The 20,033-nt window shown below is 43.3% G+C and carries 14 protein-coding genes; 3 read left to right on the top strand and 11 right to left on the bottom strand.

Features of this window, described 5'->3' with window-relative positions; translation table 11 throughout:
• Positions 1-24: 24 nt before the first annotated feature.
• From ACR1R9_RS10175 to ACR1R9_RS10145, 7 genes are all read right to left on the bottom strand, one after another.
• Entirely contained in the window at positions 25-1,233 is a 1,209-nt protein-coding gene (locus ACR1R9_RS10175) for a GDSL-type esterase/lipase family protein (RefSeq protein WP_433921160.1), read from the bottom strand.
• A 17-nt stretch (positions 1,234-1,250) separates the two neighbouring features.
• Entirely contained in the window at positions 1,251-3,482 is a 2,232-nt protein-coding gene (locus tag ACR1R9_RS10170) for an FAD-dependent oxidoreductase (protein WP_433921161.1), read from the bottom strand.
• 84 nt (positions 3,483-3,566) lie between these two features.
• Positions 3,567-5,189: a response regulator gene (locus ACR1R9_RS10165; protein ID WP_433921162.1), complete on the bottom strand. Its 1,623-nt coding sequence runs from the start codon at positions 5,187-5,189 to the stop codon at positions 3,567-3,569.
• Positions 5,189-6,856: a sensor histidine kinase gene (locus tag ACR1R9_RS10160; RefSeq protein WP_433921163.1), complete on the bottom strand. Its 1,668-nt coding sequence runs from the start codon at positions 6,854-6,856 to the stop codon at positions 5,189-5,191. Before ACR1R9_RS10160 ends, ACR1R9_RS10165 begins: the two co-directional genes overlap by 1 nt.
• Before the next feature lie 166 nt (positions 6,857-7,022).
• On the bottom strand, positions 7,023-8,609 hold the full coding sequence (locus ACR1R9_RS10155; protein ID WP_433921164.1) for an extracellular solute-binding protein: 1,587 nt from the start codon (positions 8,607-8,609) through the stop codon (positions 7,023-7,025).
• 65 nt (positions 8,610-8,674) lie between these two features.
• Positions 8,675-9,544: a carbohydrate ABC transporter permease gene (locus tag ACR1R9_RS10150; RefSeq protein ID WP_076291360.1), complete on the bottom strand. Its 870-nt coding sequence runs from the start codon at positions 9,542-9,544 to the stop codon at positions 8,675-8,677.
• A gap of 13 nt (positions 9,545-9,557) precedes the next feature.
• Positions 9,558-10,505, bottom strand: a complete 948-nt coding sequence (locus ACR1R9_RS10145) for an ABC transporter permease (RefSeq protein ID WP_053781115.1) — start codon at positions 10,503-10,505, stop codon at positions 9,558-9,560.
• A 355-nt stretch (positions 10,506-10,860) separates the two neighbouring features.
• Between ACR1R9_RS10145 and ACR1R9_RS10140 the strand changes: the two genes are divergently transcribed.
• Together ACR1R9_RS10140 and ACR1R9_RS10135 are read left to right on the top strand one after the other, a co-directional pair.
• Positions 10,861-11,337 carry a MarR family winged helix-turn-helix transcriptional regulator gene (locus ACR1R9_RS10140; RefSeq protein WP_063563706.1) on the top strand — a complete coding sequence of 159 codons (477 nt, stop codon included), beginning with the start codon at positions 10,861-10,863 and terminating at the stop codon, positions 11,335-11,337.
• Positions 11,338-11,437: 100 nt separating this feature from the next.
• A complete protein-coding gene (locus ACR1R9_RS10135; RefSeq protein WP_433921165.1) occupies positions 11,438-12,709 on the top strand; it encodes an alpha/beta hydrolase in 1,272 nt (423 codons plus the stop codon).
• 108 nt (positions 12,710-12,817) lie between these two features.
• Here ACR1R9_RS10135 and ACR1R9_RS10130 read toward each other — a convergent pair whose 3' ends face one another.
• Positions 12,818-13,648, bottom strand: coding sequence for an SDR family oxidoreductase (locus ACR1R9_RS10130; RefSeq protein WP_433921166.1), 831 nt, complete (start codon positions 13,646-13,648; stop codon positions 12,818-12,820).
• 97 nt (positions 13,649-13,745) lie between these two features.
• Between ACR1R9_RS10130 and ACR1R9_RS10125 the strand changes: the two genes are divergently transcribed.
• A complete protein-coding gene (locus ACR1R9_RS10125) occupies positions 13,746-14,159 on the top strand; it encodes a MerR family transcriptional regulator (RefSeq protein ID WP_433921167.1) in 414 nt (137 codons plus the stop codon).
• 98 nt (positions 14,160-14,257) lie between these two features.
• On the opposite strand, the gene ACR1R9_RS10120 is transcribed toward ACR1R9_RS10125, so the two are convergent.
• The 3 genes from ACR1R9_RS10120 to ACR1R9_RS10110 all read right to left on the bottom strand — a co-directional run bounded on the left by ACR1R9_RS10120 (position 14,258) and on the right by ACR1R9_RS10110 (position 19,809).
• Positions 14,258-15,013, bottom strand: a complete 756-nt coding sequence (locus ACR1R9_RS10120; RefSeq protein WP_433921168.1) for a class I SAM-dependent methyltransferase — start codon at positions 15,011-15,013, stop codon at positions 14,258-14,260.
• A 20-nt stretch (positions 15,014-15,033) separates the two neighbouring features.
• Entirely contained in the window at positions 15,034-17,319 is a 2,286-nt protein-coding gene (locus ACR1R9_RS10115; protein ID WP_433921169.1) for a DEAD/DEAH box helicase, read from the bottom strand.
• A 186-nt stretch (positions 17,320-17,505) separates the two neighbouring features.
• Positions 17,506-19,809 carry a copper amine oxidase N-terminal domain-containing protein gene (locus tag ACR1R9_RS10110; protein WP_433921170.1) on the bottom strand — a complete coding sequence of 768 codons (2,304 nt, stop codon included), beginning with the start codon at positions 19,807-19,809 and terminating at the stop codon, positions 17,506-17,508.
• Positions 19,810-20,033 lie beyond the last annotated feature (224 nt).

Below are 20,033 nucleotides of genomic sequence, written 5' to 3'. Positions count from 1 at the left end.
AGGTCTTCCAAGTAGACTAATCAATTATAATGGCGGCTGCACCAATAGCAACTTCCCAAGCTGAATGACCGTTTGATCATACCAAGCCGGATGCTGCCGAACATGTTCCATACTTCGTTCATTGCCGACCGCCTCAAACATGGCCGCTTTGTCTGTCTTCTCGTGATCAATTTCGAAGCGAACCGTATGTTTCCCATTTGGTAGCTCCGGTAAGAAAACATATTGATTTCGATTATGATCGTTATATGATGTGAATCTATCGATAAGAAAGGGTTCCCCTCCATCCACCGTTACCTTCAATCTGCCGGAATCCGGCCCCCCAATATCGAATAATCCGATGTGGGTTCCCTCAAACTCCACTGTGATCGTCTCTCCGGGATCGACTGCTCGCCATAGACCGGGGAACAACCAATCATACTCGCGCACTAAAGCAAAATCATCAGGGGTCATGTAAGACCACCCCGCGGAAAAATGAGTAAGACGATCCAGTGGCAGCATGGTTGCATACTCCCAAGGGTTGGACGGGACCAATGGGTCCTGCGGCAAGTGATGTTCGACTTTTCCTACGTGATCTCGAAGCTCTCTGATTTTCTCAAACGACCGGGTGATTGTATCTGTGTAAATCTGATGTCCTTCGGGAATCGTTGGGTGAATCGAATCATGTGTAAAAATAATAGCTCCGGGAATAGACACGTCTGCTCTTAAGGTGAAAATGAGCTTTCCCTCCAAAACCAATTGACTGACTGCTACGCCCAGATGAATCGAAGGAATGCCGTAATAGTCGGCGACTTCCTCTTGCATACGAGCGCCCTTCTGGTATTGGCCGGATTGAAATGAGGTCAAATCCCGCTCCTTAACCGTATACACAAACAGGATATCCGTAAAACGGCTGTGCTTGCGAATCTGTCGGACAATACCTTCGATCCGTGCTTTGGATTCGGGAACTCCGCCATCGTTACCAACAAATTCAACAAATACGAGATCAGGCTGATGACGCAGTACATCTGTCTCCAATCGGGCGCAGCCGAGGTCCGATCCTGTCCCATCAATGCCTGCATTCACAGAACGGATATCTGCATGGGGATATTGCCCTCGCAGCCAATCCACCGTCATGACCCTGTATCCTTTAGAACGTGTATTACTGCCGCCAAAATAGACAATTGTTACTGTTTCCCCATTTTCCAACTTTTGAATGACATTAGGCAGCCCTCTTCGAGGGAAAAATTCCTTCATCGTGACTTCACCCGCCCTCACTTAGCGTTTTTAGGAGCAAAAAATTTGACAGCAAACACTTCATAATAAGGCGAACCATACGTTGCACAGAAATCAAACCGGATTCGGGTTACACCTTTTGCATGCACCTGATGTTTATTCAACGAAAGATAATTCCCACGGATATTCATTTCACTCTCGGTTCCGTCTTCTAAGGTTAAGATCACATCATAATCTTGAATCAACGGCTCGATCGGATCGTCGAAATGCTCCAAATTCAGCTGCGAATTAAAAACAAGATGGATTTCATCCAGATTCTTGGGGCTTGCAAAACCAAATTCCAACCACTCCTGTCCTTCCGAACGTTCAGAAATCCAGCCGTTCGGCAGACCATAAGGTCTGGAGAAGCCGTTGACGACATTCGCGGGATTATACATATCCTGGGATGGCATCAGATCCTTGAAGCAAATGCTTCTGTTGAATTTCTTCAGTCTGGATGGCTCTTCCGGTCTATAATAGAAGCTCACCGCTCCTGTCATTTTTTCTTCATTACCATATACGCCAAGGCTTGCCGTACCTTCCAATACGATGTAGATTTTGTCATCAGCTGGCTTCTTGCAGCTGAGGTCCAGTGTAATCCAGTCTTCGTGCCCCGCTGAAATCATCAAGTTGTATCCTTTCAGCTCGCTGGCAGGAATATAGTTTTCCTTCCGTTCCCCGCCAAATAGCTTCACTTGCAACGTTTCCGAATGCTCGGATCTATTTTTAATTTTGATCTGCACACTTTCAGCCACGGATGTCTGAATTGGCAAGACCAAACATAACGCTTTCTCCAAGGAGATCTCTTCGGTTGGATGAAGATGTTCATAGCTTCGCTGAGACGAGGCACGAATCGTTAATCCGTCAGCGAAATAAGGATCCAACTGCTCTTGAAGCCCTACAATCGTTTGCCCGTCTCGTAGCAGCTGCGTCTGAAGCTCATCCATATGCGCTTTGACGATGTCCGCCGGGTCTGTATCATATTTTACGCATAACGCAGCAGCTGTTCCTACCGCCTGCCCCATACAACCACAGGTCGCCATCACCCTTGTAGACCCGAAAGCCACATGGGTAGCGCTTATATTACGGCCAGCGAACATGAGATTGGGAATATTGCGTGAAAATAAACTACGGAAAGGGATATTATACAATCCCGGCACGAAATTCCACGCTGTAGCCGGCCCCTCATCGTAGATGCCTTTATTCGCATGCAGATCCATATACCAGCCCCCGACGGATACAGCATCTTCGAAATGAGTCTTTTCTGTAAGATCGTTCTGAGACAGCATGTGTTCCCCGATAAAACGTCTCGACTCCCGCTTTCCCGGAATCGGGCATACATAATCCAAGATGAGATTGTCTACATCATCAAACTCACCGCTATTTTTGATATAATCCCAGATCCCGTACACCAATTTCCGCAGTTCCAATGCGATGTCTTCATTATTCTTGATAATATCCATATGTCCGCCGTATTCCAGCCACCACAATCCACCAAGTCCATTGATTTTCCTTGGAAAAGACCGATGGTTTAATCCTTTTCGGATACTATCGAAAAACTCCAGCTTCGTGATATCATACGCAAAGCCAGGCCTTTTGTAAGGAACGGAATAGTTTACGTCACGGGCTTGAAACAGAATCGTATCGCCCATCGTGTAATGATCCGCCACTTCTGGAGCAAGCTCCTCCTTGTATTCATGCTTCGCCTCTCTTCCCCATCGGAAGTCAGCACCTGCTTGGTATCCAACAATTCCATCACCGGAGCAATCGATATAGGTTGGGCTTTCAAAACGAAATTTTCTTTCGGAAGCTAATTGAAGGCCCTCCACCCACTTGATTCTGCCGTTCTCGATGCCCGTTTCATGTACACATGTATTCAGAAACAGAGAAATATTAGGCTCATCATAAACCATGTCGAGCAAGACCGTATCCGAAAGCGAAAGCATAAGCTTCTTGTTGTATAACGGATTATAATGAAAGATCTTCAGCTTGAGTTCTTCTACCAACCCGCCCTCGCGGGCATAATAGGATGGACTATTTCCAAGATATGCCGACCCGTTGATATGAACTCTGACCTCGCTGCTCGCATTTCCCCCAAGCACCGGCCGATCATTAATAAGTGAAACCTGCAGACCTTGGCGTGCAGCTGCAATGGCAGCGCAAATCCCTGCAATACCTCCACCTACGACGGTTACATCTGCTTTCATAAGCTCCATTTTGATAACCTCCATGATTAGATGCTCCTATCATGGTAATGGTTTTGGCCTCTTTTTTTTTACAGGATTTCACGAAAAAATCATACATTTTTTGTATCCTTATTTGGATTCGTACCGTGTCATTTTTATCCGATATTGCTTAGGTGTATCACCCGTATATTCTTTGAACAGTTTGCAAAAGTAACCTTCATTGACGATGCCTACTTCCTCACACAATTCCAATAAAGAATAATCCCGGACGTTTAACAACTCGAGAGCGAGATGGATTTTTTTACGGTTGATGTAGCTGATCACGCCTTCGCTCATTGTTTTTTTGAATAAGCTGCTAAAATACGATGGCGCTAGATTCACTTCCTCCGCAATTGCCTCCAACGTTAAGCGTTGTTTCAGGTTTTTCTCGATAAAATGCATAGCACTCATGATTTCTGCACGATGTAATAGTTGGCCCGCGTGTACGTATTCGAATGTAAAGTCACCAATATAAGCGAGCTGCTCCTGAAAAGCCATAAATTCCATGGGGAAGTCTGGGACTTCCGTGGCCATCTTGTTCCCTGATTTAAACTTTACGGTAATGTCTCTGTACAAGTCTCTAATCATTGGCGCCATGATGGACTTGTGGATTTTATGGTCCGAAGCAAATTGCGACAGATCGGCAAGTGCATTCTCCAGCTCTTCCTTGGAAATCTTCCTTTTCAGCCGTATAAGAAAATCAGCCAGTTTCTGCTGAAAATCTGCTTTTTTGTCATTATGGTATTGGAACCGATGCATCGGTGTTTTTACCACTTTCTCGGTATGATAATAGAAATCCTCACTCACATTTTTAGCTTCCGTGTACGCCTGTTTGATCGACTCCCAGCCTCGGTGTGGACCTCCAAAAGCGACAGATACCCTTTGATTCAAATATTGATGCAAATGAGAGACGATCTGTCCACCCAAGGATAGGCAAGCATATTCCGTTTCCATATCACTGCGGTTATTTTCCCAGGATAGAAAGCCAATAAAACGATTATCGGACAGATCCGCAGCTACCCCACTACCACCATTCATTACCGTTTCTTCGATGATATTTGTAATCGCATATTTCAAGATGTTTTGATCTGCGGCAGCGTATTCGTTTCGGAAACTTTCATACGTATTCATCTCAACGATGAAGCAGCAATAGTTCGCTTGAAAGAAATGAAACTGCATGCGATTAGCAAAATCCGATGCCCGATGAGAAGGAATTTCGCCTCTAATAAGTTCGTTGAAAAATTGCTTGCGCACTCTATATTTATTTTCAAGCACGGATACATTTAACGATTGAAATTCCGCTTCTTTTTTCTTAAACTCATTTAAAATTCCGGCTGCTTTATCCAAAGCTCGATTCAAATCGGCTTCCCTCAATGGAACCTTTACAATGTACTCCAATACGTTGGCTTGAATAGCTCGCTGGGCGTATTCAAAGGATGAATAGGCGGTCAAAAGTATGTATTGGGTATGGGGGAGCTCCGCCTTGAGCTGCTCAATCATGGAGATTCCGTCCATTCGCGGCATAACGATATCGGATATGACGATGTCCGGCTTAAGTTTTATGATCTCCTCGATCCCATTCAGCCCATTATTCGCTTTGCCCACTAGAACAAATCGCTTATCCCTATGAGAGAGTTCATTAAAAAACAATTCCAATCTTTGAATGATCAGGTCTTCATCGTCAACAATGAAGCAGGTATAGTCTCTCACCATTATGCATCTCCTTTTTGCAATTCTGCCGGGAATACAGCGCGTATACGGGTTATTTCCTTAGGTATGCTAATGATTTGCAGTCCGAATTGATCTCCGTAGTGAAGTCTTATTCGGCCATGAATATTATTTAGCCCGATTCTTTTCCTTTTTAGTTCCATTTCACTCGGTTCTGAGGTTAAAATATGCTTTATTTTATCAGCTGGAATTCCCTCGCCTTGATCAACAACTTCTATGATGACGATACTGTCCTCCCTGTACGCATGAATCGTAATTGGCCCCTCAATTCCCCCTCCGTTATAACCATGGAAGATGCTATTCTCCACAAGAGGCTGCAGCAGCATTCGAAAAACAGGAAAATCCATTAACCCTGCTTCGATATTTTCAATCAAGTGGAAGTTTCGGTTATACCGAATGTTCTGGATCTCAATATAGTCCGCTACATTACGTAGTTCCTGACTTAAGGAAACCTTCTCTGAAGCATCGTCTATCCCGTATTCCAATAATGAAATAAGCGATCCGATGACTACATCTACTTTCTCTATTTGTCCGAGACGTATAACGTTGCTGATCGAACCAAGTGTGTTATACAGAAAATGAGGGTTAATTTGAGACTGTAGCACCTGGATTTCCAACTTCCGCTCAAGTTCATTATGAAGTTCCGCTCGCCGAATCAGTTCCACAATTTGCTGCAGCATACGATCGAATGCTCGTGAAAGATCTCCAAACTCATCGTTTCGATTAACCGTAATTGTCGTTGTGAGTAAGCCTTGCTCCACTTGCTTCATTTTTGTTTTGAGTGTATAGAGTGGTTTCCTTATATATTTGGCAACCAAGAAAGAAATGATCAAACTTAAGAGAAGACCTGCAGCTAGAAGCTCAATATAATAGGTTTCCAATCTGGACAAAGCTGCTTTCAAGCGTGATTCATCATTAATTGAGATGATAGTCCAGTTGAATTTCTCCGTCGGTTTTTTTAGAAGGGAGACCGGAATGCCATCCATCGTATGCAGTTGAAGATTTGTTTCTGTCGTATCCAGAATTTGTTCCGCTGACGTTTCCCCGATTGAAAACGTATGATCTTGAATATTCAGTAGTCCTTTATTTTCAGAAAATCCGGCAATGATTTTACCTGACGCTGTGATCAGAGCCAGATTCATTTGTTCTTGTTTATTAATCTTGAACAAGGTTTCTTCAATGGCATTTAGATCCAAGTCAACCGCAATGGCCATTGGAAACGGAGCACCGTTCAGATATCGAACCATCGTAACGGTCCAGCCAGAATACTTCGATTTGTATGGTTCACTAACAAAGGTAGTCCTTCTGTTCTTATCAGCCGCATCAAACAAAGGTTCTCTTTCAGATAGAGGTTCATCGAATATTCGAGTAGCTGTACTTCCGCCTAGAATGGATAAATCGCTTTTGATCAAATAAATATTACTGACGTAACTACTATTGAGTTCATACAGTTCTCTTAATTGCTTTTTAATCACTTCCGCATTGTCAATATTGGCTTTCACTGATGTTTCGACTGAGAAGAGAATCGTCTGGAAGGAAGAAAAATTAACAGTGAAGTACTGGTCTACCTTGTCAAGGATTTGGTTGGTGTAAAAAATGTCATTGGTTCTTATTTCCTTTTGGACATAGCGATAAGACAATTGGCTTATCAAGATGATGCACCCTAACACAAACGCAAACACGAGAAAAAATAATTTTAAAGGCAAGCTGATTCTTCTTCGCATCCATCATCTTCCTTTTAATTCTATAGTAAACTAAGAATAGCATATGCTAATAAAGAGAGGGGCTACGAATAGCCACTCTCTTCGTTTATTTATTTTACTTGATAAGGCCAGCCTCTTTAAATTGTTTGATTGCTGTTTCCTTATATTTCTGCATTTCAAACTTGGTATCCAACGTTTGGAGGAAATTGTCCCAGTTGGAAAGAGGCTCTTTGCCTGTCATAAATTTAACTAAACTTTCATTAATGAAACGTGTGCGGTCAGCATCCAAGGTATCGCTTGGGTCTGGGGTCAATAAATTTCCGGGCAACGTTGGCCCCACATATTGCTGATTGTCCTTGAAAGCCTCCGCCGTCTTAGGATTCTGGAAGCTGAAGTACTCCGCATCATCACCACGGCGTGGCATTCTATAATGATCGACCCACAGGTACTTCTCTTTCATTTCCTTCGATAACTCGGAGGTTTTATTTTTGATCTTACCGTCCACCACATCCCAATGAATACCTTTAATTCCGTATGCAAAGTTCGGATAAGCTTCTTCATCTGTAAAGAGATAATTCAGCATGGACAAGATCCGAATAATTTTGTCCTTATCCGCTTTCGCGGAAATGGCCCATGAATTACCTTGAAATGATTTTCTCTCTACAATTTGATCACCATAAGGACCTTTCATCGGAGGAATGACGATCCATTCCGGCACCTCGCCACTAATTTCTTTCATTTTCTGTTGATAATCCGGCTCCAGTCTGCGAGCATCTCTGATCATGAAGCCAACTTTACCCTTAAACATCTTTTGGTCCAACAAATCAGGCGAATTCATCGTCACCCAGTCTGGGTCAACCACCTTGGCGGCCATCATTTTATTAATATAAGCAAGCGCTTCTTTCATTTTAGGATCGATAAACAGAAATACCGGTTCATTATCTTTTATCTCAACGGCCGAAGGAGGATTGACACCAAACATCCACATCAAGCTATCGAAGCCGTAGGTTTGCAGATTACCTTCTTTATTCATACCGCCGATGAATCCGTACGTATCATTTTTACCATTCCCGTCCGGATCTTTTTCTGTAAAGGCTTTCATAACTTCGAACAACTCATCCGGTGTCGTTGGTACCTCCATATTCAGCTTTTTCAGCCAATCATTGCGGATGAAGAAGCTTCGACTAATACCGTTAACATTATCATAGCCTGGAACTCCAATCGTTTTTCCTTGATAGGACATTGCATCCCATGAGTCGTTGCCAAACCGTTTCTTTAATTCAGGGAATTGATCCAGATACGGTGTCAAATCCGCAAGAACGCCTTGGTCGTAATATTGCGCGAGATCAGCCCGACTCTTCAAGAAGATCAAATCTGGAATATCTCCGCCTGCAATGAGTGTATTCAGTTTGGTTGTTGCTTGCCCAGCTTGAGGAATCATCATATCCAAGTCGATGTTCATCTCTTTTTCCAACATTTGACGTTGAACATCTTCATCACGTGGAGGTACCGGAGCAGCAGCGTTGAAAGTGCCTTGGTTAAACATTGAGATTTTCATTTTGGTTGCAAACTGGCCAGACTGGCCTTGCGAATTACTCGAAGCTGTCGATGTAACTTCTTCATTTCCCCCACATCCTGACAGTAGCGTACCCAATCCTAAGATTGCCGACAGAATAGCAAATGAAATCTTCTTACGCTGCATATTGACCTCTCCTTTGATTGTATATTATCACGGTTTCACCGTAATAAGTTAGGTTGGAACACCTTTTAACCTTTAACGGATCCCAAGAGCACACCTTTGGTAAAATGTTTTTGTAAAAATGGGTAAACGATTAAAATCGGAACCGTAGTCACAACAACGGTAGCCATCTGCACAGCGAACGTACTTACAGCTCCGGAATTGGCGAGCGACTCAGCGCTTTGTGTTGCAACGTTGAGCAGGATGTTGCGCAAGACTACTTGAAGCGGCATGAAGTTGGAATCATTGATATAAACAATAGCATCAAAATAACTGTTCCAATGCCCCACTGCGTAAAATAAAGAAATGGTGGAAATGACGGGCAAAGACAGTGGTAAAATGATCCGCCATAACGATTGAAGTTCACTTGCACCGTCAACCCTCGCTGATTCCTCGATTTCACCAGGCAATTGCTCGAAAAAGCCTTTGATGATCACCAGGTTAAATGCACTAATGAGATTTGGAATAATCAATACCCACGGACTGTTTAGCAACCCCAGAGAGCGAATTAGTAGATAAGTCGGAATTAACCCTCCACTAAACATCATGGTAAACACAATGAATAGTAAAAACGGGCTGCGTCCCGGCAAATATTTTTTGGATAACGGATAAGCTGCTAAGACCGTAAAAAGCACATTCAGCATCGTACCTACAATCGTTCGAAACAACGTAATTTTATACGCCTGCCAGATCCCATGAGAGATAAATACTTCTTTATAGGCCAGAAAGGTAAAAGATTCTGGTATAATAACAATCCCTCTTCTTAACACTTCCGATTCTGGCGTCACGGAGACAGCAATCACATACAGAAAGGGTAGTAAGCAAAGTAGCGATAAAAAAATAAGAATCACATAAACGACGGATTGCCAAACTTTTTCCCCGATTGTCAAATTGATCATATTAAAAACCACCTCACCAAATTTGCCCATCGAATTTTTTGGCGAGCTTATTTGCTGCCAAAACTAAACCAAATCCAATGACAGCTTTAAACAATCCTACAGCAGTAGCCAAGCCGATTTTAAGACGCTCCAACCCTTCACGGTATACCCATGTGTCGATAATGTCGATCTTCTCCTGGTTAAAGGTGTTGGCAAACATGAATATCTGGTCAAAGCCAGCATCCAGAATATGGCTTAATTTAAGGATCAGCATCAGAATAATGACTCCTCGAATGCCGGGTAACGTGATATGCCAGAGCTGTCTCCATTTGGAAGCGCCATCCATTCGAGCCGCTTCATATAAGCTTGGATCAATACCTGCTAATGCAGCGAGGTACAAAATAGCTCCCCATCCAATGTCCTTCCATATTTCAGATGCGATGACCAGCAGTCTTCCCCAAGCAGGCTCCGTTAGAAATGAAATGGGCTGAAAACCACTTTCCTTCAAAATCATATTAAAAAGGCCATCGCCTGGGGCTAATAATGCTACCATCAATCCATACACAATGACCCAAGACAGAAAGTGGGGTAAATAAGTAATGGTTTGTACGATTTTCTTAAACCATTGGGTATGAACTTCATTGAGCAGTAAAGCAAGTAAGATGGGAGCGGAGAAACCGAACAATAGCTTATACAGCGATATAACAATCGTATTTTTCATGATGTCCCAGAAATAAACGCCGTTCATAAAATCCGTAAAATTTTTGAATCCAACCCATGGGCTATCCCATACTCCCAAAGCCAGGTTGTAGTTTTTAAAAGCAATCAATATTCCCGCCATAGGAATGTATTTGAATACGGCAAAGTAAATTAAGGCTGGTAATAAGAGAGCATACATCACTTTATATTTTTGGATCGTCCTTATCCATGACTTCCGCTTTTTGGAGAGGGGAATGGCGTCCGCTGCCAATTTCACTTGCATATCATCACCTCGTCTTTGTTTGTATTTGTATATTAGCACCCCCCTATCGGATAAATTTCTGAAATTTCAAGAATTTCTTATAAGATATTAAGGAAGTGTATCTTGGATCGTTCCAACAGCTCATCCCGGAAAGTGGGACAAGAACTTGTATCGCTAAAATAAAAAAAGCCGCTAAATAGCGACTTTCAAGGGGACTATGTTCTGGTCTCTCAACAAGTGTTTGGAACACAGCGAATCTTAACCAACAATAACATTGTTTTTTCAACTGTTGACTTAAAAAAAACATGCTGTTAATATTAGTTTCACAATCTAACAGTTAGACAATGAAACTAATATGATAAAGGAGCAATTAACTATGGATATGGATAGAAAGCAATTAGAGCAACATATTGATCTGTACACTCAGAGAGCAATATCAATTTCTATTAGTATGCAATCTATTCAAAAGAATATTTCAAAAGATAGCAGTGTTACTCCAGACCAGTTTAATTTATTGAATGTCATTAATACGACTGATCATTGCACAGCCAGTTTTTTAGCTAAAGCACTTAATGTCAAAAAAAGTTCTATTACTGCTATCGTGAATCGATTAACGGATAAAGAATTAATTAAACGTGAGTACAATGAAAAAGATAAACGAGTGGTCTGGCTTGAATTAACAGAAAAAGGACAGCACATTGTGTTGGAGGAGAGACAGAAAATTCTGGCTGTGTTGATGCCTTTAGGAAACAAACTCACTGTTAAAGAGCTGGAGGAATTAAACCAATATTTATCAGTGATTGATACACAATTAAATAACATAAAGAAGGATATGGTTAAAAATGAAATCTAGTATGAGGTTATACGGAGTTATTGTAGGGTTAATTACGATCTTATTGTCTTGGTCACAGTCATTTTTTATCAATTATCTTATCCCATTAGGAATCGTAGCCATGGCTGTGTCTGTAGTTAATATTCTAGTCGTCAAGAAGCAGTTAAATGAAAAGGTCTATCGTGCCTGGTTAGGTATCTCGGCTTTGTTTATAGCTACTGAAATCCTCTGGATGATATTTGATAAAATCGGATTATTTGTAGTTGCACAAGTTTCATTTGCAGTAACCGGGTTTGCATTAATTATTTTTGCATTAGGCATGCATAAGAAAATGAATCGAAGTTTCAAATCATTAACGTTGAGAATTAGCAAATGGGTTCTCGTCCTTGTTTTAATGGTGGGGACATCCATATTAATATTATTTACAGCTACGCCAAAGCCAGTTGCTTTATATTTGCAAAGCAGTTCTGGAGCAGAAAATACTTACACAGCAGAACCATCTACCACCACAACTATTGATGATAAATATCAGTTAACAACGAATATTCAATATGGAGAAAAGTATCCAAGAAGTTTTTTAAATATCATTACACCCGATGGTCAATTGGATGAAGAACGTCCAACATACTTTTATGTGCACGGCGGTGGCTTTATAGCGGGAGATTCAATTGGAGGTGATCCTAACGCAGGAGCGGCTTCAAATACAATGTTATATCATTATGAATTAATGGTTGATCATGGTTATAATGTGGTGACCATAAATTATGCTTTAGCTCCTGAATATATACACCCTACACCCATAAAACAATTATCAGAAGCCGTGCAATATATGCAGCAAAATGGAAAACAGTACGGAATTAATATGAACAACGTAATCTTTGGCGGTGGAAGCGCAGGTGGATTTATCGCTGCAGACTTTGTGACAATTCAAGTTAACCCTGAGTATGCAAAAGAAATCGATATTAATCCTGTCATAGAGCTTTCGGATATCAAAGCTTTAGTATTAGAAGTACCTATTCTTGACTTTAGTCGGGGACATAGAACCGTAACCGAAGACAGCGTGACTGACTTTATTTTCGCTCAATCAGGGAGTGCATACATTGGTCAGCCGGTGGTTAGCGCTGATAAAGATATCTTACAATCCTTAAATGTAATTCCAAGAGCGACGAGTAATTTCCCTCCAACTTTTATAACGGATGGCAACACAGGAACATTCCCAGATCAGGCTGAAGATTATTATAACCGCTTAAAAGAATTAGGAGTCAAGACAGATTTATATATTCCTGATATCCATGAGAGCAAAGAAGTTCATGGATATATGAACACGATTGATACTAAAGCAACTCGAACTTATATTCAGAGAAAACTAGCCTTCTTAGATAGTTTAGATTAATCATGATAGAAATATAAAAACAAAAAATCGTTGCCTACTTTGTACTTAGGCAACGATTTTTTTGTTGTGTATAAATTGATAGCAAACGTTTGATTCATTCCAGTTCTTCTATTTCGTGAAATAATGCCCTTGTTCCAGATCTGCGAGAAGTCCATGCTGGACAGGCTTCCAGCCGAGAAGTTCTTTCGTCCCTTCACTTGATCTGGCTAAGTCAAGCGACGCGACCATGCCTAGAAAACCGAAGATGGCTTGCGCTTCTTCGGGCGGGATGCTGACTACCGGCACACCCACATGACGACCAATGGCTTCGGCAATGTCTCTAAATGCAATGCCTTCATCCTGCACGCCATCCAGTCGTGAGCCTGCAGGCGCAGATTCTACAGCGAGGCGGAACAAAACTGCCGCGTCCAAGCGATGAATCGCTGGCCAACGGTTAGAGCCGTCTCCAATGTAAGCCGAAGAGCCACTTTCCTCAGCGATTCGGATTAATTGCGGCACGAAGCCTTTATCTCCTTCTCCATGAACGGAAGGTGCAAGCGAGACGATCGATGCTCTCACGCCTTGTTCTATAAACGCAAGTGCTGCATCCTCCGATGGTTTGCCATTCGCATGGGCTGTTATAACAAGTGGTTTACCGGAGCCGGCAAGCGCCTCTCCCATTGCTTCGATGGCGCGAAGATCAGCTGCCAGTGATGCGGCAAAATTAGAGAAATCATGATTGAATGCCAGATGAATAACACCGTCTGAAGTGGCAGCACAGCTGCGCAGTATATCCAGATCCTCTAACACACCACGAGCCACCTCAGCTCCCAAGCTTTCTAATACGTGAGCACCACTCTCCGAACGGGTCAGCCCAACGACCTGATGGCCCGCACCGATGAGTTCGCGGACAACGGCTGTACCAATATAACCTGCTGCACCAGTAACAAATATACGCATAATTTTTTAGCGCCTCCTTAAGCATTTGACGAAGATATAACTTCAGTCTAAACTATGAAGTGAACTCTAAGGCAAGCGTTTGGAGGTATGATCTCATATGAAAATTCAAGAATTAGCAGACTTGATGGGTTTACCCCCCCACACCATTCGATTTTATGAGAAGGAAGGTTTGCTTGATGGCAGGCATATTCAGCGAGAGAAGAATAATTACCGCAACTACTCAGACGAAGCAATTGAGCGGTTAAGGCTGATTAAGAAGTTTCAAGGCATTGGCTGCTCGTTGGCTGAACTAAAGACGATTTTGCAGGATCACGATACGAACGAACGCACCAACCAAGAAGTAATCGAATGGATTCTTCAAAAGATCAATGAGATCGAGCGCAAGAAGGAAGAGTACGATCATATGCTTCTAACGCTGAATTGGATGCTGACATACAGGAAGCTGCTGAATGAAGATCCACAACAAGCTGAGGCTATGATGGCCGAATTACGTCTAAAAATCAACATCTAGGTTTACAGTCTGCAGTCGTGACAAGGCTCTATGGACGTAAATTTCACAAAAATACCCAGCTATAGCTTGAGGATATAGCTGGGTATCATTTTGGTGATCTATACTTCTCCCCAAAAAATCTCAGTTTCATAATCGAATTCAACAAAACCATCTTGATTATTTTTATCAAATAAATTCCGCAGTTCTGTCATCATTGGATCGTAATTTGCATGCCCGGGTACAGGGCTGTATGAAGATGATAGCAACCGGCCTTTCAAACCCTCGAAATCGAACTCCTGACTCATTCTGAATTGCATTTCATGCATTGAACCTTCCTTGAAAAAAGAGAGCAGCATCTTCTGAGAAATATTTTTATGATTAACTTTTTCGTAGTCGGTTCCGTATGTATGAAGCAGTTGATTGTAATCTTCACGAAACGGAGTACCGTAAGTAAGACGAGAATTCCAGATGAGTATTACTCTCCCACCTGGCCGCAAAATTCTGCGAAACTCGATATGGGCTGCGGAGCGATCGAACCAGTGAAATGCCTGAGCGCAGACAATAAAATCAACCGACTGATCAGGTAATCCAGTAGATTCTGCCGAACCTGATGTACTCTGAAATTTCGGATTATTTTCTAAAATTTTCTCGGCGGCTTCCCTCATTGCCTGATTTGGCTCGACCGCGATTACATCGCTTCCGCGTTCCAGTAGTAGCCTTGAGATGATCCCAGTACCTGAACCGATATCTGCTATGTTACTATTCGCACCTAAACCGACAACGTCGTACAAATGGTCAATAGCCTCTTTTGGATAGCTCGGGCGGTATTTTAAATACGAATCGACCCGGCTCGTAAACCGTTCTCTATTGTTCATCGATCGTCACGCTCCCATCACTATTTTGACATCCTATATACCGGCCTCAGTAACAGCTTCAAAATCTTACTGCCCCAAAAAGCAAATACCGTCGTTCCGGTCCATGAGCTGCGCTTATCTTGGCTATATTGATCATTGATCATATAAGTCCGAGTCGAAATAGGACTCTTCAGACCGAGCTGTTCCCATTTCTCCGGATCATTCGAACCTCCAAGTTTTCTAAGCATATTCGCCGACTCATGATCTATTTTAGCCGGAATTTGCTCGAATGCTTGGGTGATTTGCGTATGAAACTCGTCGATCGGGTTGCGACTGGTAATGCTCTGGAGATGGATGCTTTCGCGAATGTAAGAAACGTATGCCAGATGGTCAGCCCAGAACTCGTCGATATAAAAAAGCCGTACCCGCTGCTCCGATGGACTCATCGGTCTCTCGCCTTTCAATATTCCGAGCCGTTCTTCGTATAGGATTCGCCTCTGATCCTCCACCATATCCGAATAACAGTTCAATTCCCGCTGAATATCGAAGTTTTGACCGATGATAACGCGCTGAATATGCTCGATTTTGCTGCGGAGCGCCGGATCGTCAAGAACTTCTTCCTGCCTGGGAGCGCGAAAAAGTCTATGAATGCCGAAGCGAAGCATCAACTCGTCTTCCAAACTTATATAAAATACGGAAGCTCCCGGGTCGCCTTGGCGGCCGGAACGCCCGCGCAGCTGGTTATCAATCCGCATGCTTTCGTTTACATGTGTACCGATTACGTATAATCCGCCCAGCTTGGCAACCAGCTCTGCCTGAGCAGGATTGCCGCCGCCGAGACGAATGTCGACACCCCGCCCTGCCATATTCGTAGATACCGTTACGGCTCCGATTTCTCCCGCTTTGGCGATGATTTCGGCTTCTTTTGCATCGTTTTTCGCATTGAGAACCTGGCAAGGTACGCCGGCAAGCGCAAGCGCCTCTGCCAACATGTCAGACTCCTCGACGCTTGACGTACCAATAAGAATGGGGCGTCCAACCCTATGGACAGAAGAGATTTCTTGTGTAAGCGCCTTATATTTGGCTTCATTATGAGTGTAAATCCGATGCTGGTGGTCGATCCGTATGTTTGGGTGGTTCGGAGGAATTTGCACGACCTGCAGCGCATAGATATCCTCGAATTCCATTGCTGAAGCGTGCGCCGTAGCCGTCATTCCGCAAATTCCCGAATACAGGCTAATGAAATGTTGAATCGTGATCGTACCGAGAATTCTCCCGCCGGCCTTCCACTGCAACCCTTCTTTTGCCACCAGCGCAGCTTGAAGCCCATCCGGCAAATACCTGTTCTCAGCCACACGGCCGGTATGTTCTTCGATTAGCTCGATTTCACCGTCCCGGATGATGTAATCGACGTCTTTTTTTAATAACGATTCCACATGCAGCGCACAATTCAATGACGTTAACATATGACTATTATGGCTATCGTACAAATTGCCACATCCCAGCAGCAACTCCGCTTTCGCAGCACCCGCATCATTCAAGTAAACGTTCCGTTGGAACTCGTCAAAATCGTAATGCTCTGCTGGCTGCAGCTGCCGGGCCACTTCTGCGAAAAGAACGCCATCACTCTTAGAAGCACTCGAATCGCCACTAATGACTAGCGGCACCCGCGCTTCATCAAGAAGCAATGAATCTGCTTCGTCGACGATGACGTAGTGGAAAGGACGGTGTACGGTATCAGCTTCATTTAATGCGATTGTGTCACGCAAATAATCGAACCCTGCTTCTTTAGCCGTAACATAGGTTATATCCTTGGCGTAAGCTTCCCGTTTTTCGATCAAACTCATGCCCGCTTGAACCGAGCTTACCGTTAACCCGAGGAAATGGTAGATCGGACCCATCCACTCTGCATCTCGATTTGCCAAGTAGTCGTTAAATGTGAGTACATGAACGCCTTCGCCGGTCAACGCGTTGAGATAAGCAGGCATAACAGCAGAGAGTGTTTTTCCTTCACCGGTATGCTGTTCGATCAAAAATCTCTCGTGCAAAGCGATAGCAGCCATAATCTGGACATCGTAAGGCTGTAATCCGAGTGTCCTCTTCGCAGCCTCGCAGACTAATGCATAAGCATCAACAAGCAGTTCATTCAAAGGCGTGCCTGATCTTGCTTCTTCTCGCAGCCGAAGGGATTCAGCTAGTAGCCGCTGATCGTCCCAAGCTTCCAAATTCCGTTTCCTGATAAGTTCCACTTTGTCTCGATAATCTTTCAACAAACGCCGGGTATCACGCTCTTTGAATTCACGTATCAACTTGACGACTACATTCATCGGAATTTGATTCCTCCTCAGTAGAAATAAGCGGTTTTAAATATGGCTTTTTAAGCAGCATCTATTCCTTATATCCTCATATTCCCAGTGAAAAGAAAAGACTCCTTATGGAGTCTTCTTTCGATAGTTAATTTAATACGCCAACCCAATCATTCATTCCCGCTCTAGCTTTGAGAGAGAACTATATCACTTCTCCGATGGGAGCGGTGTAAAGAGCAGATTGACCGGCAGGTTGCTTCCTGGCGCGGCAGAGAAAAGAATCGTAACGCTCTCTCCATATGCCCCTGTACGGTAAAGAACGCTTTGTTCACTTGAATTGGCAACCGCAACGTTACCTTCGGCAATCGATACCAACTGATTGTTCACCAGAGCTACTCCGGAATACTTCCCTCCACGAGGGTTAAAGGAGATAAGCGTACGCGGTGCAACATTGGTCAGCGTGATTTTGTATAATACGCCGAAATTACCCGCATTGGATGCGTCTGTGTAAGCCATCGGATCTGTTCCTACCAGATTGGGATCGCTTGAATTGTCACCAAGTGGCAGACGGGCAGGTTTGATTCCCACGTGCTCATCGTACTTTATAATGCGAGTCGCATTCGGGTACGTACCACGGTTGTGCACTCCGTCACGATCAAGCACAGGTAGTAATGGCAGAGCCTCGAACGGATCTTTATTTTCTTCCACCAGAATAACGTTATAGTCTAAGGAATAATCACTATAAGCGTCCGAATAGAGAGAGATGACTTGTCCTTCTTTCATCGGCGTTTTATTAAGTTCTGTCAAAATCAATTTGCTTTCTCCAGGTTGAATAACCTCTTTCTTCTGATCGGCTCCGGTCTGAATCGATTTGAACCATTTATCAATCGACAATTTCCCAGCTACGGTAGCATACGGTGTAGGCCCAGCAAAGCCCATATTTTGTTGTTCGAATACTGCCGGATTGGGGTTGTTATTGGTTGCAATAACATACATTTTCACTCTTTTACCTGTATTGTTTACGTGGTGAATCATGAAACGCGTCTGCCCCGAAGATGATTCTTTATACACGATGCCTTCCGTATTAACCGTTTCAGGACTGTTGCTGCGGATCAACAGACTTGGCTCATCCGTGTACGTATAAGGCACTTTTTCCATGGAAGTTACTTCGCCACCGTTAAAGGTAAATTTCTGTCCTACCGGCGTGAAGAGCAAATTGAAATCGGAAAATGAATATAATGTCTCATTGGTTATGGTTATAACTTTGGAGTAAGTGTCCGTTGCGCCGTGATTGTCAGTAACGGTGAGTGTCACCGTTTTGGGACCGGGTTCAAAAAAGGCCAACGAATTGTTCTCCCATACCGTTTTTTCAATCCTGTTTTCATCATCTGTACTTTGATCGATGTATGTTATTTTTTCACCCATTTTATATTGTTCCTTGTCTGTGGTGAACATGGCTACAGGAGGAAGATTAGGACTCAAAACTTGAATCGTCATCGAATAGGGATCGCTCCATTGGCCGTTGGAATCCTGTACTTGATATGAAATCGTATATGTACCCGCTTGATCAAACGATTCCTGACGACCTGTCCAGCGTTCGTCTAGGATATCCAATCCATTTGGAGAACTGGAAGAAGTCACATAGTCCACCTTATCGCCCGCAAAAATTTCCTTTTGGGAAATAACAAAGCTTGCAATGGGTTTAGTATTCAGATTCAGCACAACCGTTTTAGCCGACTGATTCACTTTATAGGTGATGTTCAGAGCTTGAGTAATGGAAGTTAAAGGCACCATGAACGTATTTTTTTGCTGATAAGCAGGGCCTTTCATCGTTCTGGACTCACCATTTACGGTATAGACCGTGCTGTTGGTTTTGAATCGGAGCTCATTATCACCACTGATGATGATGGTTTCCTTGGTTTTGTTATCGTATTTGACCCCGTACCCTACACGGTCGACCAGTGCACGGATCGCAACATAAGATACGCCGTTCTTTACAGTCATTGGCTGGCCAGCAAGATACGTTTTCCCCTCCTGCTCCATTTTGTTGCTATTCATGTACAACGTCAGATCGCCGCCTGCTACTGCAGGAGACGTCCCATCAACGGATGGTTGCTCAATCTGAGCAGGGGTAGATGGCGTTTCAACATCCTCAGTGGATCCTTCCTGAATTGTAGTAGACCCTGTACTCGTTTCGTTTGTAGTCGTCTCTCCCCCGTCTATGGCGGGTTTCTCGATATCTGTTTTAGGCGTTGCCTCAGTGCCTGTCAAAGTTCCGGTTTCTTTTCCTTTAGTGGACGGAGTACTGCTGGATGCGTTGCTGCTACCCGTTTTCACTTCACTCTCTGCAATCGGCTGCTCTTTCTTCAGCACCTCAACCGATTCTACTTTTGCTGTATTTACTGACGCTGTATCATCTTGCGACGCTGACTGCGCATTCACAGAACCGACTGCAAATGCTTGTAAAACGGCTAAAGCGGTAAAAATGGACAATTTCTTCTTCAGATTCATGCTTTGTCTTTGGCTCCTTCTGCTCCCAAGTAATGTTTACACTCTCAAAAAGTCATAGTATTAGACGCTAGTTTCAGGGAAAAGTTTCTAGTAAATTTGTAAATTGTGGATTCAGTGCATCTATTTTTCAAAGAAAATGTTATTCATTCACATATGTATGCTGTCACAGGAATAGTTCTTTTGTTTTGTTGATGATTTTTTTAATCTAAAGAGCACCAAGCATG

The sequence above is a fragment of the Paenibacillus taichungensis genome (assembly GCF_050994985.1).
Taxonomy (GTDB): Bacteria; Bacillota; Bacilli; order Paenibacillales; family Paenibacillaceae; genus Paenibacillus; species Paenibacillus taichungensis.
This window is presented reverse-complemented; position numbering and strand designations above follow the sequence as displayed.